Source organism: Rhizobium sp. P38BS-XIX (genome assembly GCF_012641435.1).
In the GTDB taxonomy this organism is placed as follows: domain Bacteria; phylum Pseudomonadota; class Alphaproteobacteria; order Rhizobiales; family Rhizobiaceae; genus Rhizobium.
Map to the genome: position 1 here is coordinate 120,481 of NZ_JABAIJ010000014.1, position 26,022 is coordinate 146,502.

Annotated in this window: 24 protein-coding genes; 15 read left to right on the forward strand and 9 right to left on the reverse strand. The window is 59.6% G+C overall.

Annotated elements, in window-relative coordinates; all coding sequences use genetic code 11:
* Positions 1-102 precede the first annotated feature (102 nt).
* The 6 genes from HGP17_RS30045 (at position 103) to HGP17_RS30070 (ending at position 6,643) form a co-directional block, all read left to right on the forward strand.
* The gene (locus tag HGP17_RS30045; RefSeq protein WP_168815023.1) at positions 103-924 is read left to right on the forward strand and encodes a transporter substrate-binding domain-containing protein; all 822 of its coding nucleotides are present in this window, start codon (positions 103-105) and stop codon (positions 922-924) included.
* A 15-nt stretch (positions 925-939) separates the two neighbouring features.
* The gene (locus HGP17_RS30050) at positions 940-1,668 is read left to right on the forward strand and encodes an amino acid ABC transporter permease (protein ID WP_168815025.1); all 729 of its coding nucleotides are present in this window, start codon (positions 940-942) and stop codon (positions 1,666-1,668) included.
* A complete protein-coding gene (locus HGP17_RS30055) occupies positions 1,658-2,401 on the forward strand; it encodes an amino acid ABC transporter ATP-binding protein (RefSeq protein ID WP_168815027.1) in 744 nt (247 codons plus the stop codon). Before HGP17_RS30050 ends, HGP17_RS30055 begins: the two co-directional genes overlap by 11 nt.
* Before the next feature lie 21 nt (positions 2,402-2,422).
* Entirely contained in the window at positions 2,423-3,778 is a 1,356-nt protein-coding gene (locus HGP17_RS30060; RefSeq protein ID WP_168815029.1) for an adenylosuccinate lyase family protein, read from the forward strand.
* A 148-nt stretch (positions 3,779-3,926) separates the two neighbouring features.
* Positions 3,927-4,538 (forward strand): glutathione S-transferase, encoded by a 612-nt coding sequence (locus tag HGP17_RS30065; RefSeq protein ID WP_168815031.1) that lies wholly within the window; start codon positions 3,927-3,929, stop codon positions 4,536-4,538.
* 29 nt (positions 4,539-4,567) lie between these two features.
* Positions 4,568-6,643 carry a pyridoxamine 5'-phosphate oxidase family protein gene (locus tag HGP17_RS30070; RefSeq protein WP_168815033.1) on the forward strand — a complete coding sequence of 692 codons (2,076 nt, stop codon included), beginning with the start codon at positions 4,568-4,570 and terminating at the stop codon, positions 6,641-6,643.
* A gap of 34 nt (positions 6,644-6,677) precedes the next feature.
* Here HGP17_RS30070 and HGP17_RS30075 read toward each other — a convergent pair whose 3' ends face one another.
* Positions 6,678-7,574 carry a LysR family transcriptional regulator gene (locus HGP17_RS30075; protein ID WP_168815035.1) on the reverse strand — a complete coding sequence of 299 codons (897 nt, stop codon included), beginning with the start codon at positions 7,572-7,574 and terminating at the stop codon, positions 6,678-6,680.
* Between the two features lie 136 nt (positions 7,575-7,710).
* Positions 7,711-8,925, reverse strand: coding sequence for an MFS transporter (locus tag HGP17_RS30080; protein ID WP_168815037.1), 1,215 nt, complete (start codon positions 8,923-8,925; stop codon positions 7,711-7,713).
* Between the two features lie 229 nt (positions 8,926-9,154).
* Between HGP17_RS30080 and HGP17_RS30085 the strand changes: the two genes are divergently transcribed.
* The gene (locus HGP17_RS30085; protein ID WP_168815038.1) at positions 9,155-10,033 is read left to right on the forward strand and encodes a LysR substrate-binding domain-containing protein; all 879 of its coding nucleotides are present in this window, start codon (positions 9,155-9,157) and stop codon (positions 10,031-10,033) included.
* A 79-nt stretch (positions 10,034-10,112) separates the two neighbouring features.
* On the opposite strand, the gene HGP17_RS30090 is transcribed toward HGP17_RS30085, so the two are convergent.
* Positions 10,113-10,829: a class II aldolase/adducin family protein gene (locus tag HGP17_RS30090; RefSeq protein ID WP_168815040.1), complete on the reverse strand. Its 717-nt coding sequence runs from the start codon at positions 10,827-10,829 to the stop codon at positions 10,113-10,115.
* Positions 10,830-10,927: 98 nt separating this feature from the next.
* Here HGP17_RS30090 and HGP17_RS30095 point away from each other — a divergent pair, with 98 nt between their 5' ends.
* Positions 10,928-11,419 carry a MarR family transcriptional regulator gene (locus HGP17_RS30095; protein WP_168815042.1) on the forward strand — a complete coding sequence of 164 codons (492 nt, stop codon included), beginning with the start codon at positions 10,928-10,930 and terminating at the stop codon, positions 11,417-11,419.
* Between the two features lie 51 nt (positions 11,420-11,470).
* Entirely contained in the window at positions 11,471-12,826 is a 1,356-nt protein-coding gene (locus HGP17_RS30100; RefSeq protein WP_168815044.1) for an MFS transporter, read from the forward strand.
* 97 nt (positions 12,827-12,923) lie between these two features.
* Here HGP17_RS30100 and HGP17_RS30105 read toward each other — a convergent pair whose 3' ends face one another.
* Positions 12,924-14,174 (reverse strand): ROK family transcriptional regulator, encoded by a 1,251-nt coding sequence (locus tag HGP17_RS30105; RefSeq protein ID WP_168815045.1) that lies wholly within the window; start codon positions 14,172-14,174, stop codon positions 12,924-12,926.
* Positions 14,175-14,369: 195 nt separating this feature from the next.
* On the opposite strand from HGP17_RS30105, the gene HGP17_RS30110 reads away from it, so the two are divergent.
* The 4 genes from HGP17_RS30110 to HGP17_RS30125 all read left to right on the forward strand — a co-directional run bounded on the left by HGP17_RS30110 (position 14,370) and on the right by HGP17_RS30125 (position 19,295).
* Positions 14,370-15,392, forward strand: a complete 1,023-nt coding sequence (locus HGP17_RS30110; RefSeq protein ID WP_168815046.1) for a Gfo/Idh/MocA family oxidoreductase — start codon at positions 14,370-14,372, stop codon at positions 15,390-15,392.
* A 66-nt stretch (positions 15,393-15,458) separates the two neighbouring features.
* A complete protein-coding gene (locus tag HGP17_RS30115; RefSeq protein ID WP_168815047.1) occupies positions 15,459-16,241 on the forward strand; it encodes an SDR family NAD(P)-dependent oxidoreductase in 783 nt (260 codons plus the stop codon).
* A gap of 112 nt (positions 16,242-16,353) precedes the next feature.
* Entirely contained in the window at positions 16,354-17,613 is a 1,260-nt protein-coding gene (locus HGP17_RS30120; protein ID WP_168815048.1) for an ABC transporter substrate-binding protein, read from the forward strand.
* A 227-nt stretch (positions 17,614-17,840) separates the two neighbouring features.
* Positions 17,841-19,295 carry an NCS1 family nucleobase:cation symporter-1 gene (locus HGP17_RS30125; protein ID WP_168815049.1) on the forward strand — a complete coding sequence of 485 codons (1,455 nt, stop codon included), beginning with the start codon at positions 17,841-17,843 and terminating at the stop codon, positions 19,293-19,295.
* Between the two features lie 160 nt (positions 19,296-19,455).
* On the opposite strand, the gene HGP17_RS30130 is transcribed toward HGP17_RS30125, so the two are convergent.
* The 4 genes from HGP17_RS30130 to HGP17_RS30145 form a co-directional block, all read right to left on the reverse strand.
* A complete protein-coding gene (locus tag HGP17_RS30130; RefSeq protein WP_168815050.1) occupies positions 19,456-19,641 on the reverse strand; it encodes a DUF3309 domain-containing protein in 186 nt (61 codons plus the stop codon).
* 110 nt (positions 19,642-19,751) lie between these two features.
* On the reverse strand, positions 19,752-20,948 hold the full coding sequence (locus HGP17_RS30135) for a M20 aminoacylase family protein (protein ID WP_168815051.1): 1,197 nt from the start codon (positions 20,946-20,948) through the stop codon (positions 19,752-19,754).
* A 184-nt stretch (positions 20,949-21,132) separates the two neighbouring features.
* Complete coding sequence (locus HGP17_RS30140) at positions 21,133-22,119, reverse strand: NAD(P)H-quinone oxidoreductase (protein WP_168815053.1); 987 nt, start codon at positions 22,117-22,119, stop codon at positions 21,133-21,135.
* Positions 22,120-22,128: 9 nt separating this feature from the next.
* Positions 22,129-22,665, reverse strand: a complete 537-nt coding sequence (locus tag HGP17_RS30145) for a hypothetical protein (RefSeq protein WP_168815055.1) — start codon at positions 22,663-22,665, stop codon at positions 22,129-22,131.
* Between the two features lie 123 nt (positions 22,666-22,788).
* Here HGP17_RS30145 and HGP17_RS30150 point away from each other — a divergent pair, with 123 nt between their 5' ends.
* Together HGP17_RS30150 and HGP17_RS30155 are read left to right on the forward strand one after the other, a co-directional pair.
* Positions 22,789-23,706 carry a LysR family transcriptional regulator gene (locus HGP17_RS30150; protein WP_168815057.1) on the forward strand — a complete coding sequence of 306 codons (918 nt, stop codon included), beginning with the start codon at positions 22,789-22,791 and terminating at the stop codon, positions 23,704-23,706.
* Between the two features lie 166 nt (positions 23,707-23,872).
* Positions 23,873-24,754, forward strand: a complete 882-nt coding sequence (locus HGP17_RS30155) for a LysR family transcriptional regulator (RefSeq protein ID WP_246704292.1) — start codon at positions 23,873-23,875, stop codon at positions 24,752-24,754.
* 39 nt (positions 24,755-24,793) lie between these two features.
* Here HGP17_RS30155 and HGP17_RS30160 read toward each other — a convergent pair whose 3' ends face one another.
* Positions 24,794-25,765: a gluconolaconase gene (locus HGP17_RS30160; protein ID WP_168815059.1), complete on the reverse strand. Its 972-nt coding sequence runs from the start codon at positions 25,763-25,765 to the stop codon at positions 24,794-24,796.
* Positions 25,766-26,022 lie beyond the last annotated feature (257 nt).

Consider the following 26,022-nt stretch of genomic DNA (forward strand, 5'->3'; position numbering starts at 1 on the left):
GCAAGCAGTTTGGAGGATGAGCTCGTTGCAGGTCGATCAAATTGGTCCATCGCGACAATCTCGTGCTCCAGCCAAGAGGAACCCTGGGGGAGGAGCCCGCTTATGAACGCCTTGATCCGTTTTTCAATCGCCGCCGCCGCGATCGCCTTGCCGACGACTATCGCCTTTGCCGAGGATGCCGCGAAGCTGAAGACCGTCAGTGCCGGCCAGCTTACGGTCGCCTATCGCACCGACGACCGGCCGGTCTCCTTCATCGATTCCGACGGCAAGCCCGCCGGCTTCCTCGTTGATTTCGAAAATGCGGTCGGCAAGAAGCTCGGGCTTGAGGTGGTTTATGTGGCGACCGACTTCGCGAGCATGGTGCCGGCCGTGCGCAACAAGCGTTATGACACGGCAGCGTTCCAGGTGCTGGTAACGCCCGAGCGCACCGCAGCTGTGGATTTCACGACGGCCACTGGTTATTCCGAGGCGCGGCTCGTCTCGCTCAAGACAAAGGCGATCGACAAAGTCGACGGCGCCAAGGGCAAGACGGTGGCCATTACGCGCGGCAGCGCCTTGATCCCGAAGCTCAACGAAATTGCGCCGGGTGTCTCCGTTCGGGAGTTCCCGAATATCGCGGCGAGCCTGAACGCCCTGCTTGCCGGCCAGGTCGACGGCCTCTTTACCGGCCTGAACACGGCGGACGAACTGGTCGAAAAGCACTCGCAGCTGGCAGCTTCCCAGGTCGTGACAACGGGCATGGCCGCCTTTCCGATCTCGAAGGACAATCCGGACCTGAAGAAGGCGATGGATGGCGCAATCGCCGAACTGATGAAGGACGGCACATACACCACCCTCTTTACCAAGTGGTATGCCGCTTCCGTGGAAATGCCCGACCAGCTGTTTGTCGATTATCCTGGCATGCCGCATCCCGTCAAAAAGTAAGGACAGGCCTGCGACATGTTCGAAGGACTTCAGCGTATCCAGCAGACCTTTTTCGACCCGGGCGAATTCGCCAGGGTCATGCCGCAACTGATCACGGTCGGCCTGCCGAATACAATTCTGCTTGCCGTCGTCGCCAGCATCATCGGTGTCTTCCTCGGATTGTTCATCGCAATCGGGCTTTCATCCGATCGCAGGCTCCTAAAGGTGCCATGCCGGATCTACGTGGATATCTTGCGCGGCCTGCCGCATATTCTGACGATCTACATCGTCGGGCAGGGTCTACCGCTCGCCGGGCTCGCCCTTTTCGGTAACAATACCTATGCCTATGCGGCGCTGGCCATTGGTCTGATCGAAAGCGGCTATATGGCGGAAATCTTCCGTGCCGGGCTTCAGAGCGTCGAACGCGGTCAGGTCGAGGCCTCGCGCTCGCTCGGAATGACGAAAATGCAGACCCTGCGCTATGTCATCCTTCCGCAAGGCGTACGGCGTGTGCTGCCGCCGCTGACCGGTCAATTCATTCTGGTCATCAAGGGCACGGCGCTGGTTTTCCTGCTCGGTCTTCTGTCGAGCCAGCGCGAGATCTTCTCCATTGCCCAGGATGCGGCGATCAACAACGCGAACCTCTCGCCGCTGATGGCGGCCGGCATTCTCTATCTCGCGCTGACGGTTCCCATGACCCATCTGGTCAACGCCTGGGAGCGGCGCATGGGCGTATCTTCAAGGAGGACTTCTGATGGCGAATGAAGCCAAGGCGGCAGTCCGCTTCATCGATCTGAACAAATCCTATGGCGCCGTGCACGTCTTGCACGACATCAATCTCGATGTGCCGGAAGCGACGACGACCTGCATAATCGGTCCTTCCGGCTCGGGGAAATCGACGCTTCTTCGCTGCACGAACCTTCTCGAGAGACCCGAAAGCGGTCGGATCCTGATCGACGGGCGGCAGATCAACGAACCCAAAGTCGACATAGACGCATTGCGCCGTCAGGTTGGCATGGTCTTTCAGCATTTTCATCTGTTCAGTCATCTTGACGTGATGGGCAATGTTACGCTCGCGCTGCGCAAGGTGCGTCGCATGAGCAAGGACCAAGCTGAAGCCTTGGCGATGGCAAAACTCGAGGCTGTGGGTCTCAAGGGCTTTGAGCGCCGCCGCCCAACGGATCTTTCCGGCGGGCAGCAGCAGCGTGTGGCGATCGCTCGTTCCCTTGCCATGGAGCCGAAGGTCATGCTGTTCGACGAGGCGACGTCGGCGCTCGATCCGGAGCTGGTCAAAGGCATCCTCGAACTCATGACCGGGTTGGCGCAATCGGGAATGACGATGATCGTCGTCACCCATGAGATGCGTTTCGCGCGCGAGGTGGCCGGCCGGCTGGTCTTCATGGACAAGGGACGCATCGTCGAACACGGGCCGCCGGGCGACCTTTTCGATCGACCACAAAGCCCGCGGCTCAAGCATTTTCTCGATCAAGTACTCTGATCTCCGTCTGAAGGCATCGACATGACTGCTGATCTCAAAACCGCGCATGCAAGCGTGGCAGACATCCGTGCACTGTTTTCCAGCCGCTCGGTGTGGAATTCCTGGCTGCAGGTCGAGGCGCGTCTCGCCGAGGTGCAGGCCGAGATTGGGCTCATTCCCGGGGAGGCGGCTGTGGAGATCACCAGGGTCGCCAATTTCAACCACCTCGACCATTCCGCCATTCTCGAAGACGTCAAGAAAACTCGCGCACCGATCGTTTCCCTCGTTCGGGCCTTGACCGAGGCATGCGACGGCGAGGCGGGCAGATACGTTCATTGGGGTGCCACGACCCAGAATGTCATGCAGACGGGGTATGCGCTCCTGATGCGCCAAGCGCATGAGGCGTTCATGCGTCGTTTCGACGAGGTCCTCGCTAACCTGGCCGATATGGCCGAAGCGGAAGCCGCAACCGTGACTGTCGCTCGCACGAATATGCGCCAGGCGCTGCCGGTTACCTTCGGCTTCAAGCTCGGCGGCTGGATCGAGGAATGGCTGCGCAATCGGGAGCGACTGCAGCAGGCCGCGCCTCGGTTCCTCCGTGCGCAATGGGGCGGGACTGTCGGCGCCATGCATGTGCTGGGAGACGCCGGACCTGAGGTCAACCGCCGCCTTGCCGAAAGGCTGGGCCTTGGCGCCTTCACGATAGCATCGAGGGCAGCGCTGGACGGCTTTGCGGAATATGCGACGGTGTTGGCGCTCTTTGCCGGTACCTGCGGCAAGATTGCCCGCCACCTCTATGCTTTGATGGCGGATGAGTTCGATGAGGTGGGCGAGCGTCTCGGTGATGATGTCATCGGCTCTTCCACCATGCCGCATAAGGTCAATCCGAAATCGTCCGTGAAGGTGATTTCGCTTTCGATGCGGATCCGGGCGCAGGCGCCGCTCGCGCTCGACGCCATGCAGTCCTCTTTCGAAGGCGATGCGTCCAGCAATGCAACGATCAACACACTTGTCGAGGAATTGGCGCCTTTGGCCTATGAACTTGTCGACGAGATCGGATCGCTGCTCGCGAGCTTGCGCATCGACGGCGTCAGAATGGAAAGAAACCTCGCGATCGGCGGCGAATTTCTCGCCTCCGAGAACCTGATGATGCGGCTTGCGCCGGAGCTCGGTCGCAATCAAGCGCACGACCTTGTTCACCACGCCGTTGCCGAGGCCGTCGATAGCAAGTCTGGTCTCGTCGACGTCCTGTTGGGACATGCCGAAGTCTCAGGCTTTTCCGAGAAGGATCTGCGTGATGCCGCCGATCCCGTTCTTTACACGGGGTTGAGCGAGCAGCTTGCGCGCGAAATGGCTGATCGTGCGCGGCGAGCCTTGGCTCCGTCCGAAAGCTCCTGAACGAACGACTGATTTCATCAAACAACGCTATTCCTGTCATTTCGCGGAATAGTCCCTTTCACTGAAACTGTCTTCAGTGAAAGCCGGGCCTCATGCAGATTCAACTCCGATGTCCCCTCACAACGAGGGCGCTGCAAAGGAGACGCACATGAAGCTCTATTATCACCCGCTGTCCGGTCACGCACACCGCGCACACCTGTTTCTGTCCCTCATCGGTCAGGATTTCGAATTGATCGAAGTCGATCTTGCCAATGGCGAACACAAGCAACCGCCATTCCTAAAGCTCAACAGCTTTGGCCAGATTCCCGTTCTCGTCGACGGCGAAACCATTATCCAGGATTCGAACGCGATTCTCGTCTATCTCGCCAAGAAGCTTGGAAAGAAGGACTGGCTGCCGGAGGATGCGATCGGCGCTGCGAAGGTCGAGCGCTGGTTGTCGATCGCTGCCGGCCAGATCGCCTATGGGCCTGCCGCAGCGCGTCTGGTTACCGTCTTCGGTGCGAAGTTCAACACCGACGAAGTCATCGGTCGCGCCCACGACTTGCTCAAGATCGTCGAGGGTGAACTCGCCGCACGCCAGTGGCTGGCCGCCGATCATGTCACCATCGCCGATGTCGCCCTTTACAGCTACATCGCTCGCGCTCCGGAAGGCAATGTCGATCTCGCGGCCTATCCGAAGGTTGGCGCCTGGCTCGCACGCATCGAACAGCTTCCGAGCTTTGTTCCGTTCGTGAAGACGCCGGTCGGACTGGCCGCATAAACCAGACACTCCGCAAAAGGTCCATGGCGATGAACAAGCACATATCGGTCTCGGTGCCGTCGCCATGGCACCGTGGGGAACTTGAAATACAGAAAAAGGCAGGTGTTGTGGAGAAGATGGACGACATCGGTCGCCGCTTCATTCGCAATCATCTGATCGAACAGCATCGTCTGTTTTACACGCAGCTGCCTTTTCTCGTCGTCGGCACAGTGGACGAGGCGGGCGATCCCTGGGCGACCATCATCACGGGCCATCCGGGCTTTTTGCGTGCGACCGACGACTACACGCTCAAAGCCGCCTTCACGCGCGATCCTTCCGATCCCGCAGACCGGGGCTTTAACGAGGGCGATCCTATCGGTGTCCTTGGCATCGAGCTTCATACGCGCCGTCGCAATCGTCTGAATGGCAACGTCGCCAATGTCGGCGCTGCTGGTTTCGACCTGAGGGTCGTTCACAGCTATGGCAATTGCCCACGCTATATCCAGCTTAGAGATTTTTATTTCGCGCGCGACCCGAGCGTGCCGTTCTCCGGGGAAATCGAAAACCTGCAGGGCTTGGACGACGAGGCGCGCAAGGCGATCACGTCAGCCGATTCATTCTTCGTCGCCTCTTACTCAGAAGAAGGTGGCAGCCGTCAGGTGGATGGATCGCATCGCGGCGGGAAGCCCGGCTTCGTGCGGATTGGCGACGATGGCGTTCTGACCATTCCGGACTTCAACGGCAACCTCTTCTTCAACACGCTTGGCAATATTCTTCTCAACGGGCGCGCCGGTCTGACGTTTACCGATTTCGCGACCGGCGACATGCTGCAGATGACCGGGAAGGCCGAAGTCGTTCTGGAATCGCCGGAAATCGAAGCTTTCCAGGGCGCCGAGCGACTGTGGCGGTTTAGACCGGAAAAACTGATCCGCCGGCGCGGCGCACTCGCCATTCGCTGGAGCGAGCGTGACGATGGCAAAAGCCCCTATTCGGAAATGACGGGCGATTGGGCGCAGGCTGCCGAGCGCATGCGGGCACAGGAGCTTGCAACGCAGTGGCGGCCGTTCCGCATCGAGCATGCGATAGACGAGAGCAGCATCATCCGCTCTCTTTATCTGAAGCCGGCGGACGGTGCCGGCATGATTGCGCACAAGGCCGGCCAGCACCTTCCGATCCGTGTCACCCTGCCTGGCGACGACAAGCCGACGATCCGCACCTATACGATTTCAGCAGCTCCTTCGGACGGCATGTATCGTATCAGCGTCAAGCGCGAGGGACGGGTATCTCAATTTCTGCATGGGCTGCCCGAAGGAGCCGAAATCGAGGTGCGTGCGCCCGCCGGCAGCTTCACGATCGATCCGGTCGGGCCGCGGCCTGCCGTGCTTCTGGCAGTCGGCGTTGGCATAACCCCAATGCTCGCGATGCTACGCAACATCCTTTACGAGGGCGTGCGGAAGCAGCGCGTGCGCCAGACGCGGCTTTACTACGCGGCGCGCTCCAAGGCAGAGCAAGCCTTTGGCGAGGAACTCGCCGAACTGGCCGCCGCCGCCAACGGCGCCATCAAGATCGTTCGCGTGTTGAGCAATACGGAAGGCGCAACACTCAAGGTAGATTTTGAGCTGGAGGGACGCATCGATATCGAGATGCTGAAAAGGTCGCTGCCCTTCGATGATTACGACTTCTATCTCTGTGGTCCTCCATCCTTCATGCAGGACATCTATTCCGGCCTTCGCTCTCTCAATATTGCCGACCGGCGTATTTTTGCCGAGAATTTCGGGCCGGCCTCAATTCAGCGCAAGCCCGATACCAGCGGGTCCGGCGATGAAAGTGTGCCGCGTGTGGCAACGCGTTCCATGCCTGTGATCTTCACCGAATCCAGCAAGGAGAGCCGCTGGACGCCAGAAAGCGGAACCTTGCTGGAGCTTGCCGAAGCTCGCGGTCTCTCTCCCGAATTCGGCTGTCGCGGCGGGACATGCGGAACATGTATGACCAAGATCGTTCAGGGCGCCGTCGCCTACAAGGAAAAGCCCGGTGCCGCAGTTGCAGAGGGCCACGCGCTGATCTGTTGCGCCTATCCAGCCGAGGAGGGCAACGAGGCCGCAGGTGGGCTTCAGCTCGCTCTCTAGTGGAGGCGCAGCTGTTGACGACCGCAATATGTGACTAGTTGATGTGCCGGTTCGCCCTGAGCCTTGTGACCGCAAAGTCGACGAAGCTGCGAACCTTGGCCGACGCATATCGCCCGTCGGGATGGACGATGTGGACGGGTAGAGGTTCCTCTTCGTGGTCTGTCAGCACCGTCTGAAGCGCTCCTGCCTCGAGTTGGGCCGCGACCTGGTAGGATAGAACGCGCGTCAGTCCCCAGCTCTGAACCGCAGCGAGAATGGCCGCTTCATTAGTGCTGCAGGACAGGCGCGGATTAATCCGCGCGGTCGTCTTCTGCCGTGTGCCGAAATGCCATTCGAGGGACGCCCAGGCGCTGGTTGCGGCGATGATGCGGTGACTGGCCAAATCTGCGGGAGTGATGGGGATGCCATGTTTTTCGAAGTAGGCAGGCGATCCGCACACGACGCGCCTGACCGCGCCGACCCGCGTGGCTGCAAACCCGGAATCCGGCAAATGTCCAATGCGGATTGCGATATCGATGCCTTCATCGACGAGATTGACGATACGGTCGACAAAATGGCTTCGACCGACCACCTCGGGATAGAGATCGAGAAACTCGGTCATCAAGGGGAGGATAAACAGGGAGCCGAACATGGCGGGTGCGGTGACGGTCAGTGTTCCTGTCGGTCGTCCGTAGGAGCCCGCCGCGGACGCTTCAGCCTCGGCAAGCTCTGCAAGAAGTCTCTGGCAATCCGCAAGGTAGCGCTCGCCTGCCTCCGTCAGCTTGACAGATCGGGTGGTTCGGGTGAGGAGGCGGGCGCCGATCACCTCTTCCAGAGCCGACACGACGCGGGTGACGGCCGGAGGGCTCATATGCAGCTGTCTTGCGGCCCCGGCGAAACTCTCGGCTTCGCCGACCTTCACAAAGACCTTCATCGCCTGCCATCGATCCATACAATCCGCTTTCCCGCAAGGAACCCCAAATTCGATCGGATTTAACGCAGGTTTGCCAATCGAAACAATAGTGAGACACAATTCGGCCTGGGTAACGCCGTCGGCAGATCGGCGCGCAATCCAAAATCAGTGGTCTCTACGGTTGTCTCTCCCTGCGTCGATGGCGAAGAAAAAGGCCCAGAAGCGCAGAAAATGCGAAAATCGAGTTCGTGAAGGCGAGCCACAGTGCCGCGTGTGGGCCGGCAGACGTCATGATTGCGGTAAAGACCGGTGGGGCGGCGGCAAAGGATAGGTTCAGCGGTACGGCCAGCCTTGCCGATGCGCGCGCATAGGCGCCAGCGGGGAAAATCTGCAGCGGCAAAGTAGCGCGGGCGACGGCGGTGATGCCGCTGGCAATGCCATAAAGCATCGCGAAGAGCAGTGCTCCCAGGAAATTGCTGGTTGCGAGGAGCACGATAAAACTCAGCGGGAACAGACTGGAGGCGGCAAGCGCGGTCGTGAATCCCGATGAACGCCCGCCGCTCAGGAAGTCCATCAAGCGGCCTGTCCATTGGGCCAGGCCGATAAAGGCTGCGGCGGTCAAGGCATGGGCGTGATCCAGGCCGGCTGTTTCGAACAGGATGATAATCGTAAGCGCAAAGCCCCAGGTGAAAAATCCATTGGCGGCGAAGCTTACGGCCATCAGCGCGAAACTTGGTCTGTCGATGGGTGTGGGATCGATGGTCGCTTGGTCCGGTGCCTTTCTTCTCGGGTGCCTTGCCAATGCGGTCCAGTGCAATGGCATGCAGAGAAGGAGCATGGTTGCAGCATAGAGCAGCGTCGTTACGCGCCAGCCCCAGAGAGCCTGCAGGAGCCCCGTCAGCGGCCAGGCGATCGTCGATGTCAATCCGCCGGCCAGGATCAGCACACCGAGCGCTCGGCGTGCGTCTTTGCCGGAGATCTCATGGACCGCGATCTGCGCCGGCGTCGTCAGCATGCAGGCGCCGGCAGTGCCCAGTACGATCCACGCCAGCACGTAGGACGACGAACCACCGGCCAGACCAATGATCGACAGGCCTGCCGCGCCGGCGCAAGACCCCGATGCCATGATCGGACGAGCGCCATAGCGTTCGAACATTGTGCTGAGTGGCCAGGACGCCAGGGCCATCACGACAAGCATGATGGTCGGCCCAAGCATGATCATGGGCAACGGCATGCCGAGTTCGTCCGCCATCGCCGGCCCTGTCACCGCCGGCAAAAAGAAGGTCGCACCCCATCCGATAAGCTGCGTTACCGAAAGTGCGGCAATGCCGCGTAAAGCGGGCGAGAAGACCAAGGCCACGTCACGGCGGCGATGTGAGGTTGGCAGCATCGATAGCTCTTGAATGGCAAGGTTATGCGGGGATCGCTTGGGAAAGACAGACATGTCGCCTGTCGCTGAATGACAAAGAAATTAATGCTGTCTCTTGCGCGTCCTCTCTTCATCCAGCTCGAGCTCGCTTGAGTTTAAGCCATGTTTGAAAGGAAATTCTGGATTGGTATGTGATCGATTTTCATGAGACACTCAAACGAGTAAATTGAGGGGAGAATGAGAAAAATTAATGCAGCAGCGACATCGCGTCTCCCTCAATGCCATTCGGGTATTTGCTATCGTGGCGCGAACTGGGAGCCTGACGGCCGCCGGGGTTGAACTTGGCGTAACCTCCGGCGCGGTCAGTCACCAGCTCAAGAAGCTCGAAGACGAGCTTGGAGTGAATTTCTTTCGCCGCGGAAACAATACGGTTTCGCTGACCGATGTCGGGCAGCGATTCTATCAGGAGGTGGCACCGGCGATTGGTCTGATCGAACGCTCGGCCGACGCCCTTTATCGGGATGAAAACGAAATCAGTGTGCATGCAACGACATCGCTCGCGCTGCGGTGGCTCATTCCCTCGCTGGATCGCTTTCGCGCGTTGTGTCCGCAGGTGCGGGTTCGGGTGGAAACGAGTTCTGCGCGCGGCTTTTCAGTCGTTGCCGATTCCGACGTCAGCATTCGCCATTTCCGCATGTGGGAGGCGGCAGATGGATGGGAGTTTCTGGCACGTGATCTGCGGCGCCCGGTCATCTCTCCATCATTGCTGGCGAAAGACACGGATCATCACAAGGAAACGCTTCCCGATCTGCCGGCGCTTCAATGCTGCGTGGGCAATTGGGACTGGAAGCTATGGTGCGAGGCATTCGACATTCCCTCAGCAACACTCAAGCTTGCCCATGCGTTCGATACGGATGATGCCGCTCTTCACGCCTGTGTTGCCGGTCTTGGGATGTTGCTCGCACCGACGATTCTGACCGGCAGAGAAACAAAATCGGGTGCCTTGGTGGCCCTGCCTGCATACGAGCCGGTCGAGACCGGCACCTATCGCTATCAGCGACGCTCCGAATCCAGGGCTGTCCGGCAATTCTGCCGCTGGATGGATAGCGAAATGAAGAGCCTCGAGTGAGAAGCGAAGCAAACCGGCCGCTGTTCGTCGGTGCAGCCGCCAATCGCGTTGGCTCTCCCATTCGGCCGCATGATCCAGCCTATCGCCTCGTTTCCGATGCCAGCCGCCAAAGATCCCATGCGCGGTCGATCTGACCGGAATTGGCTTCGTCTGCGGCCTTTGCTTCTTCCGGCGTGAGAGAAATGATCTCGCCCATCTTCATGGCCTCCGCCTGGATCCTTGCATTTCTCTCGAGATAAACAGCGCGGAAGACGGCATGGCGAATGCTCCCGCCGACCACCGTCGAGCCATGCCCTCGCATCAGGACGGCGGCGTGGCTATCGAGGCAAGTCGCAAGCTCTCGTCCGAGATCGGAATTGCGAATGAGCAGGTCGGTGCCATCCCCAGCGACCTCGCGTATCTCGAAAACGGGCGTGGTCTCGCGCAAATAGCCGCACATGTGGCAGACGGGGCGGAGGCTAATGCCTTTGACGATGCCGAACTGGACCAGGGTCGCGCTGTGGCTGTGCACGACCGCCTGCACATCGGGACGTTTCCGATATATCTCGGAATGGATGAACCGCTCAAGATAGAGCTTGGGGCCAGCGGCCTCGATCGGCTCGCCATTCAGATCGACCTCGACGATGTCGTCCGCATTGACCAGCGCGGGCGCCATGCTTCGTGAAATCAGCATGCGATCGGGGCGCGATGGATGGCGCGCGCTGACATGACCGAAGCCGTCGACGATTTGTTCGTTGAAGAGGATGTGGTTCGCATCGACGAGATCGCTGATTGTCTCACTGAATTCGTTGCTCATGCCGCTTGACCTTAGATCGTATGTATTGATACCGTATTATACCTTACGATAATTTCTTATCAGGTATTTTGGGTGGCAAGCAAGGCGAGGAGGGTGAAATGACCAAGAGCAATAGCGCAGAGGATGATGATCTCGCGCCGTTCGCATCGGGCCAGCTGACCGAGAGAAGCTTAAGCTATCTCGTTCGCCATGCGCATCGCGCATTCGTTCGACGCCTTGCCGAAGAGCTCGTTCCCTATGGTCTCAATGTTGCCGAGTGGGCCATTCTCCGCGTGCTTTGGGGAGGCGAGGGGCTGACACAGGTCGAGCTTGCACAACGGATGCGGGTTCACAAAGCGTCGCTCACGCCGACTCTTGCTGCGCTTGAGCGCAAGCAATGCATCAACCGCGCGCGTGGCGACGATCGGCGCAAGATACATCTTGAACTCACCGACAAGGGGCGTGCGCTCGAGGAAACCCTCATCCCCTACGGCATCCTGAACAACAATCAGGCGCTTGCTGGCATCAATCCGCGCGATGCGGAAACGGCTCGCCGCGTCTTGGAAGCCATCGTCAAAAACTTGGACGGTGCCGCCGCAGCGGACGACTGACGGCGGGTCGGTATCGGCTGACCGACAGACATCAAAAAATGGGAGGGGATCATGGAAAAAACGCAGGCGTTGGATATCGCGGATTTTATTAGTGCCCAGGCGATCGGACGACGCCAGTGGCTTGTCATTGCACTATGTGCGGCAGTCGCCGTCCTCGATGGCATGGACGTTCAATCGATCGGTTTGGCTGCGGCCGGCATCGGGGCTGACCTTCATATTGCGACATCCAGCTTCGGGGCGGTGTTCAGCGCAGCACTTGCCGGTTTGGCTCTCGGGGCTCTTTTTCTGGGGCCAATCGCGGATCGTATCGGTCGAAAGCAGGTCCTTTTGGGATCGACATTCACCTTCGGCCTTTTCACGTTGGCGACAGCCACTTCGCAAACTTTCTCGCAGCTGCTCGCTTTCCGTTTTCTGGCCGGGGTCGGCCTGGGAGGCGCCATGCCGAGCTTCATTGCAATAGCAAGCGAATATGTGCCGGCCCGACATCGAGCCAGTATTGTAAGTCTCGTCTGGGTGGGCTTTCCGCTCGGTGGCGTCGTCGGCGGCCTTCTTGGCGGGCAGATCATACCGGCTTTTGGCTGGCATTCGATTTTCTGGGTCGGCGGTATCTTACCGATCGCCTTTGTATTCGTCCTGGCTGCGTTGATGCCGGAATCGCTCGCATGGCTTGTCCACAATCAAGGTCGATCGGATAAGATCGCCTCGACATTGACCTGGATGTTCCCGGGCCACGATTTCAAGGGCACCCGCAGCTATGAATATTCAGGCGTGGAAAGCCATTCGAAAAGCGTTGCGGAGCTTTTCAACAACGGACGCGCAGGTGGGACGCTTCTGCTCTGGGTCGCATTTTTCTTTGTCTTCATGATCCTGGTCGTCAATTCGTCCTGGACACCGCTGCTGCTGAAGTCGCTGGATATTTCCGTACAGCAATCGTCTCTCGCAATGGCGGCTTATAACTTCGGATCGATCGTCGGCTCTGCGGCCGCCGGCTATCTCATGGCGCGCTATCATATCAAAAGCGTGCTGTTTATAAGCATTGTTGCCGGCGCGATTGCATATGCCGTCGTTGGCTGGACAGCTCCGGCGCTTGCCGGCATCTTTGCCGGGGAAGCCCTGTTCGGGCTCTTGATGGGATGCGGCAGCGCAGGTCTCATCGGCTTGGGGGCGGTCTTTTATCCAAGTGCCGTTCGCTCCACAGGTGTCGGCTGGGCGACCGCCGCGGGTCGTATCGGGTCTTTCTGTGGCCCGCTGCTAATCGGCGCACTGCTCAGTCACGGTCTGTCGCCGTCGACCATTTTCACCCTTCTGGCTCTCGGTGCAGGCATCAGCGCGGTTGCATGCCTGATCCTGCGCTTCCCCGGATATGGCGACGAGGGACAAAAACAGAAGCCGGCGCTCGCGGGTTGAGCCGTCGCTGTCCGTTCAGGTTGATTCAGCCACGCTTCATCATTGCCGGCCGCGTTTGCGCGGTCGGCGATTAACGTGGGATCTGGCAAAGGATGCCTCAGAGAGGAAAGTGAAGCAGGTCGGAAAGAACGAGGCCAGCCGCGCCGCGAAGAGCCGCCACATCTTCATGATCGCCGAGCGCCAATTCGATCTCGCCTCCAGGCCGCCAGGGCACGAGTTCATGCAGGTGCTTGGCGATCGCGGTCACCAATCGCTCGCCGCCACCCACGACATCGCCGTGCAGGATGATGAAGTTCGGTGCCATTGTCTGCTGAAGATTGGCAATTCCAACCGCGATGTTGTGGGCGTAACGATCAAGCAGCTGGCCAGCCGCAGCGACGTCCTGAGCAGCCAGTGCGCCAAGCTGCGCCGCCGTCATGGTTTCGGCGCCCGGAAGTTCAATATTGCCGGCTTCCTCGCGAAGCCAGCCGAGCGTTGCAATCGTTTCCCAGCAGCCGATCCGGCCGCACTTGCACCGGCGCCCGCCAAGCTGGACGAAGGTATGGCCGAGCTCGCCCCCTGCGCCGCCCGGTCCGCGGAAGAGGTGACCGTCGAGGAACAACGCCCCACCCAGGACGTCACCGGTATAAACGACAGCGAAGTTGCGCCGGCCGCGGCCAAGCCCGAACCAGCGGTCGCCGACGAGCAGCGCCCGGGGGTGGTGGTCGATCGACGTCGGGAGGCCAAAGCGGCTCTCGAGTTCGACACCGAGCGGAAATCCATCCAGCAACGGCGCAAGATTGACGGCGACAATCGCGCGTTTGTCGGTGTCGATCATGCCGACTGCCGCAACCCCGATGCCGATCGCCGGACGAGCCGCCGAGGCCAGCGTTTTGCCGACGCAATCCGCAATGACGTCCATCAGCACGCGTACATCGCTTGTCCCGGCGGGAAAAGCCGCTTCGGATTCGGCGGAGATTTCGCCATTCAGCGATACCAGGCACGAGCGCACGCTGTCATGCATGAGAAGGACCGCACAGATCGGCTGTGCATCTTCGGAAAACCATAACGGCCGGGCCGGTTTGCCCCCGCTTTCGTTCGCCGGGATCGCATCGCCTTCAACCAGCACCTTCTGGTCCACCATCGGCTGGATGATGCCTGAAATCGTTGCCCGGTTGACGCCCGTATATCGCGCGAGGTCGGCGCGGCTCGTCGGGCCGAGATCGAACAGCGCCTGCAGGATCCGGCCGCGATTGGCAGAGCCGACGGAAGAAGAGGAGATGAGACCATGGCGAGGCCGATTGTTCCGGCTGACGTCATCGGTCCAGCCACCGCCTGCGCGTCTATTGTCGTCGGAAAAGCTCGTCATTCACCCGCCAGTCTCTCGGCTGCTCGATACAGCCGCCTCGAATATCACTGATACCACTTGGCGAAAGCTTGTCGCCAGACCTCAGAGCCATCTCATCCATAAAATGGCGTTGACTCTTATTAAAGTATGTGTGAGCCTCATACAAACTAAAAGATGGCCAATCTCGGGGATGGCCGATACCAAGAGGGTGGATGAATGAAGACGATGAAGGTCGGTGTTGTCGGTGGCGGGCTTTGGGGCGCCAATCATGCGCGCGTGTTCGATGCCTTGCCACAAACGGAGTTGGTGTCCGTCTGCGATATTTCGCCCGAACGCGCGGCCGCGCTGAGAGCGCAGACAAAGGGAGCGAAAGCTTATACCGACTACCTTGATCTCGTCGGCGATCCCTCGATCGATGCGATCTCCGTTGCAACGCCGGATTTCACGCATGCGCCGATCATTCTTGCCGCATTGCAGGCCGGCAAACATGTGCTCAGCGAAAAGCCGCTGGCGACCTCGCTGGAAGAAACCGAAACGATCGCCAAGGCCGCCGCCGCATCCAGCGGCAAGCTGATGGTGGATTTCCACAATCGCGTCAATCCGGCGATCGTTCAGGTGCGCGACGCTGTCGCGAACGGCGAGATCGGCCAGACGGTGCATGGGTTTTCACGACTGAGCAACACCACTTTCGTGCCGCTGCAGATGCTGAGTTGGGCGGCGGAGTCCTCCGCGCTCTGGTTCCTCGGCAGTCATGTCATCGATACGCTGCGTTTCGTGCTTGCAGATGAAGTCTCGCGCGTCTTTTCCGTCTCGCGCAAAGGTGTGCTTGCGGGCCAAGGCGTGGCGACGGACGATGTGCATCTGTCCACCATCGAATTTTCCAAAGGCGCGGTCATCGTCATGGAAAACAGCTGGATCCTGTCTCCCGGCAATCCAACCGTCTTTGACTTCAAGCTGGAGCTGGTCGGCAGCAAGGGGCAAGTCCGCGCCGATACGTCGCATAATGGTGCGGTCAGCAAGACGACCGAGCAGGGGCTTCGTTACTCCGACCTTCTCGGCGTGACGCCGACCGGCGGCTCGCGCATCGGGGGCTTTGTGCTCGAGGCGATCGCCCGTTTCGTCGACAGCGTTCTTGACGATGCACCGCTGCTCGCGACCGCCGAGGATGGACTTGCCACCACGCGCGTGCTTGCCGCAATCGAGCGCTCGGCAGCGTCGGGTCAGCCGGTCAATCTATAAGGCTTCGTCTGCAGGCCGCAGAAATACCGACGACGAAAAACGCAGGGGATATGGAGAGGGATTCACATGGGTTTTCAAGATTGGTTCAGCCTGGAGGGCAAGCGCGCCCTGATAACAGGAGCGAGCAGGGGGCTTGGGCGTTCGATGGCATTGGCGCTTGCCGAAGCCGGCGCCGATATCGTCATCACCGGCCGGACGCAAAATACGCTGGATCAAACCGCTGACGAAATCCGCGCATTGGGTCGGAACGTGTGGACCGTGAAAGCGGACATGGGCAAGCCGGAGGAGTGCGAGAGTGCGTGTCAGGACGTTGTTGCAAGGCTTGGGCCTGTCGACATCCTGGTCAACAATCTCGGCAATCGCGAAATCAACGTTTCCATCGAGAAAGAGACGCTGGCCGACTGGCGGCAGATGATCGATCTCAATCTGACGAGCTGCTTCCTCGGCACCAAGATCATCGGCGGCGCGATGCTCGAGCGCGGCAAGGGCGGCCGCATCATCAACATCGCTTCGATCAGCGCCTTGATCGCCAATCGGGGCATCGGCGGCCGCGACTATGAGACGGGAAAGGCCGCCGTCCTGCATTTCACGCGATGCGCAGCGGCGGACTGGGCGCCGCATGGCATCACCGTGAATGCGATCTGCCCCGGTCTTTTCATGACCGACATCAATCGGGAATGGAATGAGAAGCATCCCGAGGTCATCGATGCCTTCGTTCAGAACGTGCCGATGGGCCGCCCCGGCGAGCCGCATGAAATCGGCCCGCTGGCGGTTTTCCTGGCAAGTCCGGCTGCTGCCTATGTCACCGGCGCCGCCTACACGATCGACGGAGGATACACGCTCTGGTGAGGAGGCCGGAGCGCATTTGGAGGTTCTGTGCCGCAATCCCGCTCCGGGGGGCTGCACGGGAAGCATGCATGTAACAATCCGGGCCATAACGGCTATAAGGAGGGGGAATATCATGACACGCATGACTTTGAGAGCTCTCATTTTAACAGCGGGACTTGTCTGTGGCGGCGGTGCAGCCTTTGCAGAAGATGTGACGCTGACGATCGAGAGCTGGCGAAACGACGATCTATCCATCTGGCAGCAGAAGATTATCCCTGCTTTCGAAGCGAAGAATCCGGGTATCAAGGTGGTGTTCGCGCCCACCGCTCCGACAGAATATAATGCCGCGCTCAATGCCAAGCTCGCGGCAGGTTCGGCCGGTGATCTGATTACATGCCGCCCGTTCGACGCGGCGCTCGAACTCTACAATCAGAAGCGGCTTGCCGATCTGACCAGCCTGCCGGGCATGGAGAATTTCTCGACGGTGGCAAAGTCGGCCTGGTCCACGGACGACGGCAAATCGACCTTCTGCGTGCCGATGGCATCCGTCATCGCCGGTTTCATCTACAATATGGATGCGTTCCAGAAGCTTGGTCTGACCGTTCCGAAGACCGAGGCCGAGTTCTTTGCGGTGCTCGACAAGATCAAGGCGGACGGCACCTATATTCCGCTGTCGCTCGGCACCAAGGATCTCTGGGAAGCCGCGACGATGGGCTACCAGAGCATCGGTCCGACCTACTGGAAGGGCGAGGAGGGCCGACTTGCCCTGATCAAGGGCGAGCAGAAGCTGACCGATCGCGCATGGGTCGAGCCTTTCGAGGTGTTGGCCAAGTGGAAGCCCTATCTCGGCGATGGTTTCGAAGCCCAGAGCTATTCCGATAGCCAGAATCTCTTCACGCTCGGTCGCGCCGCGATCTATGCAGGCGGTTCTTGGGAAGTCGCGCTCTTCAATTCGCAGGCTCAATTCAAGCTCGGCGCCTTCCCGCCGCCGGTGAAGAAAGCCGGCGATACCTGCTACATCTCGGATCACACCGATATCGGCCTTGGCCTCAATGCGGCCAGCAAGCACGCGGAGCAGGCAAAGACCTTCCTGAGCTGGGTCGCATCTCCTGATTTCGCCAATATCTATGCCAATGCATTGCCGGGTTTCTTCAGCCTCAATTCGACGCCCGTCAAGATGGACGACCAACTCGCCAACCAGTTCGTTTCGTGGCGGCAGACATGTAAGTCGACGATCCGCTCGACCTATCAGATCCTGTCGCGCGGTACGCCCAATCTCGAAAACGAAACCTGGATCGAGTCCGCGAATGTCATCAACGGCACCGATACGCCGGAACAGGCGGCCAAGAAGCTGCAAGCCGGTCTGGACAGCTGGTATAAGCAGACCAAGTAATTTCTCCCGGGCCTGAGCCTTGCCCCGTGTCCTGCTCGCAGGCACGGGGCATTTTTCATTCGACCTGGAACTGCTTTCATCAGGGGGTCGCAGTCGCCAAGTCTCTCGGGTCCAATCCTGCCTACGTCAGATGACGTAGGCCGAACCACATCGTAATTGCCACTTACATTGTTTGGGAGCATGCTGCTCGTCGAGTCTCGCAGACTCGAAGAAGAGGGGATAAAAAAGTGACAATACAAAATCCATCGCCTTCATTGTATAATGAAGACCTGGCGCCTGCCGAAGAGCGCAAGTGGGGCGCGTTCAGTATCTTCAATGTGTGGACTTCGGATGTTCACAGCCTTTGGGGATATTATCTTGCCGCAAGTCTTTTTTTGCTGTGCGGCAGCTTCATCAATTTCGTGATTGCGATCGGCATCGGTTCGCTGGTGATCTTCTGCCTCATGAGCCTTGTCGGCAATGCGGGCGTGAAGACGGGTGTTCCTTTTCCGGTCCTTGCCCGCGCCTCGTTCGGAACATTCGGCGCGAACGTTCCGGCCCTGGTGCGCGCTGTCGTCGCCTGCTTCTGGTATGGTGCGCAGACGGCCGCGGCCTCCGGCGCAATCGTCGCCCTGCTGATCCGCAACGACAGCATTCTCGCGTTCCATCAGAATAGCCATATGCTCGGCCATTCGACGCTCGAGGTCATCTGCTACGTGGTCGTCTGGGTGCTGCAGCTTATGATCATCCAGCGCGGCATGGAAACGGTGCGCAAGTTTCAGGATCTGGCCGGCCCAGCCGTCTGGGTCATGATGCTCTTGCTTGCGGTTTATCTCGTGGTCAAGGCCGGGACATTCTCTTTCGGCAGCGAGATCCCACGCGACGTATTGTTGGAAAAGACCAAGGACGCCGGTGTTCCGGGTGAACCCGGATCATTCCCGGCGCTTGCCGCGGTCGCCGCCACATGGATCACCTATTTCGCCGCGCTTTACCTGAATTTCTGCGACTTCTCACGCTATGCGACGGATACAAAGACGCTACGCAAGGGCAATCTGTGGGGTCTTCCGATCAATCTCCTGGCGTTCTGCCTTGTTGCCGGCGTGACCACCACGGCCGCATTTACCGTCTATGGCGAAGTGCTTCTGCATCCTGAAGCGATCTCGGCGAAATTCGACAGCTGGTTCCTGGCGCTTTTGGCGGCATTGACCTTCGCGGTCGCAACGCTTGGCATCAACGTCGTCGCAAACTTCGTCTCGCCGGCTTTCGATTTCTCGAATGTCTTTCCCCGGCAGATCAGCTTCAAGCGTGGTGGCTACATCGCGGCATTGATCGCGCTGGTGCTCTATCCTTTTGCACCTTGGGAAACGGGCGCTGCGCATTTCGTCAACTTCATCGGTTCAAGCATGGGGCCGATATTCGGGATCATGATGGTCGACTATTATCTGATCCGGAAAGGCGAGCTGAACGTTGCCGCGCTTTATCAGGAGAATGGCGAATTCCGGTTCCAGGGCGGCTGGCATAGAAATGCCTTCATCGCCCTGGTGATCGGTGCACTCTTCTCGTCGGTGCTGCCGACCTTCACCTCGATCCTGCCGGAATGGTGGGGAACCTACGGCTGGTTCTTCGGCGTCGGTATCGGCGGGGCGGTCTACTATGTGTTGCGGGCAAGCACGCGCGGCTCTGCGGTGGGCGCTGCGACTTAATTGAATTTGCTTCGGGTTCGGCAACGGCCCCGAAGCAGTTGTTTGAACCACCATAGATGTTTTGAAAAAGGATGGCGCTGATGCAGCGCCATCCTATCGTTGTATTGAATTCGGGTCTCGCGCTTTGGGAAGCGTTACGCTTCAAGCGACCGTCGCCCTGTTAAACGGGGCCTGGTCCCGGGCCGAAGCCGTGCAGTCCGCCCAGCAGCCACAAGATCAGCAGAATGATCACGATAAGTCCAAGTACGCCGCCGATGCCCCTGCCGCCGTAGGAGCGATGCGCATAATATCCGCCGCCGCCGCCAAAGAGCACGATCAATATAATGATGATAAGTAACAAGCTCATATGTCTCTCCTGGGATGTGGTGAGACAATAACGATAGCTGGCTTTAATTGTTCCTGGTTGAGGCAATAGTCGCTACCTGAGGGCAGCGACACACGTCCATCGAGCCTTGCCTACCGATCTTGGGCGGTCAGGCGCTGCCCCACGAGTGTCAGCCAGTAGCGCACACCATGAATGATAGCGTCGTCGTTGAAGTCATAGGCCGGATTATGTAAGTCGGCGCTGTCACCGTTGCCAAGCCAGATGAAGGCTCCGGGGCGCTTCTGCAGCATATAGGAAAAGTCTTCCGAACCCATGGTCGGCGGATAGTTGTCGTCGACGCGCGCCTCTCCGGCCACGCTCCGCGCAACCGCTGCGGCGACCTTCGTCTTCTCCGCGTCGTTGACGGTCACGGGATAGCCCGGCCGCCAGTCGATCTCGGCTTCGGCCGAAAAGGCTCTGGCCGTCATGCTGACGACATCGCGGAAACGATCCTCAACGGCCTTTCGCGTCTGCGGCTGCATCGTGCGGATCGTGCCGCCGATCCGGACATTGGAGGGAATGACGTTCAAGGCTCTGTCATTGCCTCCGTTGACGTAGGTGATCGACAAGACAACCGGGTCGAAGGGGTCGGTGAACCTTGAGGCAATCGACTGCAGCGCCGTGATGATATGTGCCATGACGACGACGGGGTCGTTGCTCAGATGCGGTGCGGCGGCATGACCACCCTTGCCGTTGATGGTGATGACGAAGCGGTCGCCACCGGCCATGATGGGGCCGCTGCGGATGGCGAAGGAGCCGACTGCGAGGCCGGGCTCGTTGTGCATGCCGTAGACCTCCTCGATACCGAAACGTTCGAGCACGCCTTCTTCGATCATGACCCGGCCGCCCCCGCCGCCTTCTTCCGCCGGCTGGAAGACAAGGACGACCTTGCCCGCAAAATCACGGCTCGCCGACAGCTGCTTTGCCGCCGCCAGCAACATCGCCGTATGCCCGTCATGCCCACAGGCATGCATCATGTTCGGCACTTTCGATGCGTGGGCGAGATTGGTTTGCTCCGACATCGGAAGCGCGTCCATGTCACAGCGCAGTGCAATTGTGCGGCCCGGCCCGTTTCGGCCATTGATCACCGCCACGACGCCGGACGTGGCAATGCCGCCGACGATCTCGTCGCAGCCGAATTCTTTGAGCTTTTCGGTGACCAGCGCGGCCGTTTTCGGCAGATCGAAAAGAAGTTCGGGGTGTTGATGGATGGTCCGGCGCCATGTCCGGGCTTCGTCAGCCAGGGCGGTGAGAGAGGAGGCGTCTCCAAGGAGGGTGTGCACGCTCATTCGAACTCCGATTTCATGCGACTACGGCATTACGCCACGCATTGCCTTAGACGGAAAACCTTAATCGAACTTGCGCGATTGTCGATAGTCGCGCGGATGAGGCGGAGGCTTCCATATCAGGCGGCGAGCCCTGGAACCTCCCCCGGCAAGCGCAACGAGCCAATCGCCTGATGTCTCGATGGCGCTAGGCGGCGTTGCTCAACACGATCTTTCCAAACACGCCTCCGTTCTCCATCCGGCGATGTGCTTCGGCCGCGTTCGCCAGCGGAAAGACCTCGGCCACCAGCGGACGAAGGCGGCCGTCCCGGAACATCGGCAATACGTGTTCGGCAAAGCGGCGCACCATGGCTCGCTTCTCATCAATGTCTCTTGATTTCATAACCGTGCCGATCAGGCGCAGATGTTTATAAAGGAGGACATCAAGCGGGATGACGGCATCGCTATCGCGGCCCAGAAGGCCGACCTGCACGAGCCGTCCGCCGGGCGCGAGACTTCGGATGTTGCGGGCAAGATAGCCGCCCCCAACGAAGTCGATGATGATATCGGCGCCCGTCGATCCGGTAGCGTCCACGATTTCCGCTTCGAAATCCTGACGCCGGTAATTCCAGACGGCGACCGCGCCTAGGGAGAGAACGTTTGCGATATTCTCCCCCGATGCGCTTGCGAAGACGTTTGCGCCCATGGCCTTGCCCAGTTTTACGACAGCGGAGCCGACCCCGCCGGATGCCGCATGGACCAGAACGGTCTCGCCCTGGCGAAGCTGCGCCAGATGGCAGAGGGATTCGTAAGCGGTCACGAAGCTTTCCATGATCGCGGCTGCTTCAATGAATGAAACGCTGTCCGGTATCGGGACGGACAGGCATTCGTCGGCTCTCGCGTATTCGGCATAGGCGCCGCCGCCGACGATGGCCATGACGCGGTCGCCGACCCTAAAGCTCTTGGTTTCCTCTCCGACGGCAATGACTTCACCGGCTACTTCCAGTCCAAGAATGGGGCTGTCGCCGAATACGCTTCTGCCGTAGTGGCCCTCGCGCTGCAGCAGATCGGCCCGATTGACCCCTGCTGCCATCACCTTGATGAGGAGGTCTTTTGACCTGAGATGCGGGATGGGAACCTCGGCCAGCCGAAGCTGCTCGGCGGCGCCGAAGTCGTCGAAAACGATCGCCTTCATGATTCTCTCCTACTTGGCAAGCGCGCGCCGGGCGATGCTGGCGGCAAACAGGGGTGTCTCGCGTCGGTTATGATCGCCGCTTGCGGCCTGTCGGGCGGCAACCGCATCTTCGAATTTGACGCCGTGTTCTTGGAGGAAAGCCATGAATGCGTCCGTCGGATGCGAGGTGACCCGGTTCGTGTAGCGAGTGCGGTTATCGTCCATTTTCTCGGCGATTAGTTCCCAGATCACGTTGACCTTGGTACGACCGTTGGCCGTGAAGACGTCGGAGATCGAGTTCATCCTGCAATAGGCGGCCTCCTCGACCTCGGCGACATAGTGCTGGACGACAAGGCCCGTGCCGATCTGCTCGACATTGATCGACATGCGGCGGCCATCGTCCGTCCATGTCACGCCGGCGGCAATGTGGTCCGGGGGGCAGCAACGGAGGTATTCCGCTTCAGGCAGATTGAAGAGCCAATCGGCGATATCGACCATTTCGAATGGTACGTCGATTTCTGCGGAATAGGCGGATTGGGACAGAATTGTATCGAGAACCTTGACCATGATGGACTTCCTTGCGTTGATCGGCGAAGCTCGCGTTCGCCTCTGACGAGAAGGAATGTGCCGCTTATGATCCCTGATGATAACGACCTGAATGCTCGAAACCGTTTTGCCTGGTAAGCAAAGATGAGAGATCCGCGTTTCGCCGAGCATCTGGCTGTTTATGTCGACGTCGTTCGCTCCGGCAGTTTTTCTGCTGCGTCTCGTCGACGCGCGGTAACGCCTTCGGCAATCGTGCGCCAGATTGACGCTCTCGAACAGGACCTCGGCGTTGCGCTTCTGGTGCGCTCCACGCGTGCGCTTTCGCTGACCGATGCGGGGCAGCATCTCTTTGATCGTGCGCAGCGACTGCTCGACGATCTTGCAGACACGCACGCCGAGGTCGCCGCCTTTGACGGCATCGTCGGCGGAACGTTGCGCGTTGCCTGCTTCCCGACGTTTGGCAAGCGGTACATTTTGCCGATTCTCGCGCCGCTGATGAATGAATATCCGGCGCTCAAGGTGGAGCTCGATCTTACGGAACGTCTGGCGGATCCCGTGGCCGAGCGTCTCGATCTTGTGATCCGCATGGGTGATCTTCAGGACAGTTCGCTGATCGCGTCGAGACTGGCGCCGCTGACGCGCCTGCTGGTCGCAAGCCCGGATTACATAGCGCGCTTTGGTGAGCCTCGTGTGGCTGGCGAGCTTTGCGCGCATCGTCTGCTCGACAAGCTGCACGGCAACGATCTTCTCGGCTGGGCCGATATTATCGGCGACAACCCGACTGGCCGCGATGGCGATCGTGCCATCTTCCGGTCGGACGATTTCGAAGCGTTGAACAGCGCCGCCATTGCCGGAATGGGTATTGCCTTGCTGCCGGCCTGGGTTTCCGGCCCTGCTGTCAAATCAGGAGAGCTTGTGCGCATCTCGCTGCGAGGCGAGACATGGAATTCAAGCCCACGCGGCATTCATCTTCTCCGGGCCTTGCATACTGCGCCTGCCAAGGTCCGGGTGTTCACGCAAGTCCTCAAGGCCCACATCGGCTCCCCGCCGATATGGGAATAGGCTGGCGCTTCAGCAAAGCGTCAAGGCTTGCTGCGAGAGATGGCTTTATTCACTCCAATCCTGCTAGATATCCGAACGACCATTCGAAGTGACAGAGGGCCTGCGAGGTCCATGGGAGTTTACAAGTTTGCGGCAGCGTTTCTCCGATTTTGATATGGGTCTGTTGATGACGCTCGACGCTATGCTGAAGGACAAGAACGTTACCCATGCGGCATCGCGTCTGAACATCACGCAATCTGCCCTCTCGGCGCGCCTGACGCGGTTGCGCCAACTCCTCAACGATCCGCTTTTCATTCCCGCCACATCCGGCAGGGGGATGATCGCCACGCCGCACGCAGCAGCGCTCGAGCCGGAACTGGCCCGCCTGCTGCAGCGCTTCGACGATTTCGCCAATACCGCACATCTGTTCGACCCGGCGACCAGCAAGCGCATCTTCCGCATTGCGGCGACAGACAATCCCGCTGCCATCCTGGCGCCTGACCTCATCCCTTTGTTTCAGGCCCGTGCGCCGCAGGCCAGGATCGCATTTACCCTGCCAAACAAGCCGCGAATTGCCGAACATCTCGAAAATGGTGACGTCGACCTGTTTGTCGGCGCAGCGGAAGATGCTGCCCCGGATCTCATTGGCCAGACCCTGTTTCAGGAAGAGTTCGTTACCGCACAGCGCAAAGGCCATCCGCGCGGCTTAAAGCCGGTATCACTGGATGAATTCTGCGAGGCGGAGCATCTCCTCGTCTCGACCAGCGGCGGCCATTTCTCGGGGATGATCGACGGCGCGCTGGCTGAGATGGGACGGGAGCGGCGCGTGTCGGTTTCGATCCAAAGCTACGCGCTCGCGCCGCTGGTCCTGTCGAATACGAATTGCATCTGCACCCTGCCTCGGCGGTTTCTGCAGAGGTTCGAGGACACGCTCGACCTGTTCGCGGCCCCTCTGCCCCTTGCCGTCTTCAGCGTGAATATCTTCTGGCATCCGAGAATGCGAACCGATCCAGCGCATAAATGGCTGCGCAAGGTGGTGGCGGATGCCGCCAAAGTGGCGACACGCTAGGCGAATGGGCCGGAGCGATTGATCTCCGGCCTGTCATTGTCAGAATTTCTGCAGAACGAAGTCGTTGACCTTCTCAGCCTTGGGATCGAACAGGTTGTCGAGGCGGGAATTCAGGACCCAGACGCTGTCGCCAACCTTTGTGGCCGCGGTTGGCATCGATCTCGCGCTTTTGACCTCGCGGGCGATTTTTGCCGTTTTCCAATCGTCCGTGGAGACGAGTTCGACAATCTTGTCGACACCCTGATTGATGACGACGAACAGGTGATCGCCATCGAACAAGTTGAAGCCGTCGGCACCTTTGAGAGGCTCGGGAAGCTTCACCAGCTGAACATTCGTCGGATCCGAAATGCTGATCCTGAAAAGATCGCCGGAATTGGATTTGCCAACGAGCAGGTAGCCGCCGCGGTGATAGGCAATGCCGTTCAGATTGAAACCCTCGGCATCGTTGAACGGCTTGTTTTGCGCAAAGATGGTTGCTTTGCCCGCCGTATCGATCTTGTAGATGATGGGTGCGAAGCTATCGGTAACGTAAGCGTTTCCTTGTTCGTCCAGCGTCAGATCGTTGGCGAAGTGTGATCCTCCGCTCAGCGCACCGAGATCGTAGTAGGCAAGCCGCTTGCCGGTCGTCTCGTCGTATTTCGCGATCCCCGCGAGCTTGCCCTTTGTCGCTGCTTGCGTGCGATCGCCGACGCCCGGATCGGCGTTGGCGGCCCAGACGGTGTTGCGGCTGTCGTCGACGAGGATGCCGACGGTGGACACAAGCTGTTCGTCGTGGATGAACGGCGCATATTTGCCATCCGGAGTGACCGTGCCTATCGTGCCGTGCGTCACCGATCCGACGAAAAAGCGCTTCTTTCGGGCCGACCAGCTCAGGCTTTCGGCGTAGTTCTTCTCGGCGGTAAATTGGATTTCGGTCTTACCGGCGAGTGGAGCGCGAGCTTCGGCCACGGTGGCGGACGATGTCAGAAGCGCGATAGCAGCGATGCCGGCAAGGGATGTACGAGAGATCATGGTTGCTCCTTTGGACCTTCGATCCCTCTGGCCTAGCCGCCCATCCGATTTGGTTGAAATCGCTTCCGGCGATTGCTGCCATCGACCGAATTCATACGTTCGTGCCATGTTTCAGGGAAAGCCGCTTTGGCAGCTTCACTAGGCCTGGGACGCCCTGCGATGGAACACGCGAGGAATGAAGACGGGCGATAGGTGTGATCGATAGCATCGATTGGTGGGCGGAAGGAAAGTCGGGCAGGTTCTGGAGATGCCGTCCC

Bases quoted from the DNA above. Each gene is read 5' to 3' on its own strand.
- HGP17_RS30055 (WP_168815027.1), top strand. From the start codon at position 1,658: ATGGCGAATGAAGCCAAGGCGGCAGTCCGCTTCATCGATCTGAACAAA.
- HGP17_RS30110 (WP_168815046.1), top strand. From the start codon at position 14,370: ATGAAGACGATGAAGGTCGGTGTTGTCGGTGGCGGGCTTTGGGGCGCC.
- HGP17_RS30065 (WP_168815031.1), top strand. From the start codon at position 3,927: ATGAAGCTCTATTATCACCCGCTGTCCGGTCACGCACACCGCGCACAC.
- HGP17_RS30130 (WP_168815050.1), bottom strand. From the start codon at position 19,641: ATGAGCTTGTTACTTATCATCATTATATTGATCGTGCTCTTTGGCGGC.
- HGP17_RS30090 (WP_168815040.1), bottom strand. From the start codon at position 10,829: ATGAGCAACGAATTCAGTGAGACAATCAGCGATCTCGTCGATGCGAAC.
- HGP17_RS30135 (WP_168815051.1), bottom strand. From the start codon at position 20,948: ATGAGCGTGCACACCCTCCTTGGAGACGCCTCCTCTCTCACCGCCCTG.
- HGP17_RS30075 (WP_168815035.1), bottom strand. From the start codon at position 7,574: ATGGATCGATGGCAGGCGATGAAGGTCTTTGTGAAGGTCGGCGAAGCC.
- HGP17_RS30045 (WP_168815023.1), top strand. From the start codon at position 103: ATGAACGCCTTGATCCGTTTTTCAATCGCCGCCGCCGCGATCGCCTTG.
- HGP17_RS30070 (WP_168815033.1), top strand. From the start codon at position 4,568: ATGAACAAGCACATATCGGTCTCGGTGCCGTCGCCATGGCACCGTGGG.
- HGP17_RS30150 (WP_168815057.1), top strand. From the start codon at position 22,789: ATGAGAGATCCGCGTTTCGCCGAGCATCTGGCTGTTTATGTCGACGTC.
- HGP17_RS30115 (WP_168815047.1), top strand. From the start codon at position 15,459: ATGGGTTTTCAAGATTGGTTCAGCCTGGAGGGCAAGCGCGCCCTGATA.
- HGP17_RS30140 (WP_168815053.1), bottom strand. From the start codon at position 22,119: ATGAAGGCGATCGTTTTCGACGACTTCGGCGCCGCCGAGCAGCTTCGG.
- HGP17_RS30100 (WP_168815044.1), top strand. From the start codon at position 11,471: ATGGAAAAAACGCAGGCGTTGGATATCGCGGATTTTATTAGTGCCCAG.
- HGP17_RS30160 (WP_168815059.1), bottom strand. From the start codon at position 25,765: ATGATCTCTCGTACATCCCTTGCCGGCATCGCTGCTATCGCGCTTCTG.
- HGP17_RS30060 (WP_168815029.1), top strand. From the start codon at position 2,423: ATGACTGCTGATCTCAAAACCGCGCATGCAAGCGTGGCAGACATCCGT.
- HGP17_RS30145 (WP_168815055.1), bottom strand. From the start codon at position 22,665: ATGGTCAAGGTTCTCGATACAATTCTGTCCCAATCCGCCTATTCCGCA.
- HGP17_RS30095 (WP_168815042.1), top strand. From the start codon at position 10,928: ATGACCAAGAGCAATAGCGCAGAGGATGATGATCTCGCGCCGTTCGCA.
- HGP17_RS30050 (WP_168815025.1), top strand. From the start codon at position 940: ATGTTCGAAGGACTTCAGCGTATCCAGCAGACCTTTTTCGACCCGGGC.
- HGP17_RS30085 (WP_168815038.1), top strand. From the start codon at position 9,155: ATGCAGCAGCGACATCGCGTCTCCCTCAATGCCATTCGGGTATTTGCT.
- HGP17_RS30155 (WP_246704292.1), top strand. From the start codon at position 23,873: ATGACGCTCGACGCTATGCTGAAGGACAAGAACGTTACCCATGCGGCA.
- HGP17_RS30105 (WP_168815045.1), bottom strand. From the start codon at position 14,174: ATGACGAGCTTTTCCGACGACAATAGACGCGCAGGCGGTGGCTGGACC.
- HGP17_RS30080 (WP_168815037.1), bottom strand. From the start codon at position 8,925: ATGCTGCCAACCTCACATCGCCGCCGTGACGTGGCCTTGGTCTTCTCG.
- HGP17_RS30120 (WP_168815048.1), top strand. From the start codon at position 16,354: ATGACACGCATGACTTTGAGAGCTCTCATTTTAACAGCGGGACTTGTC.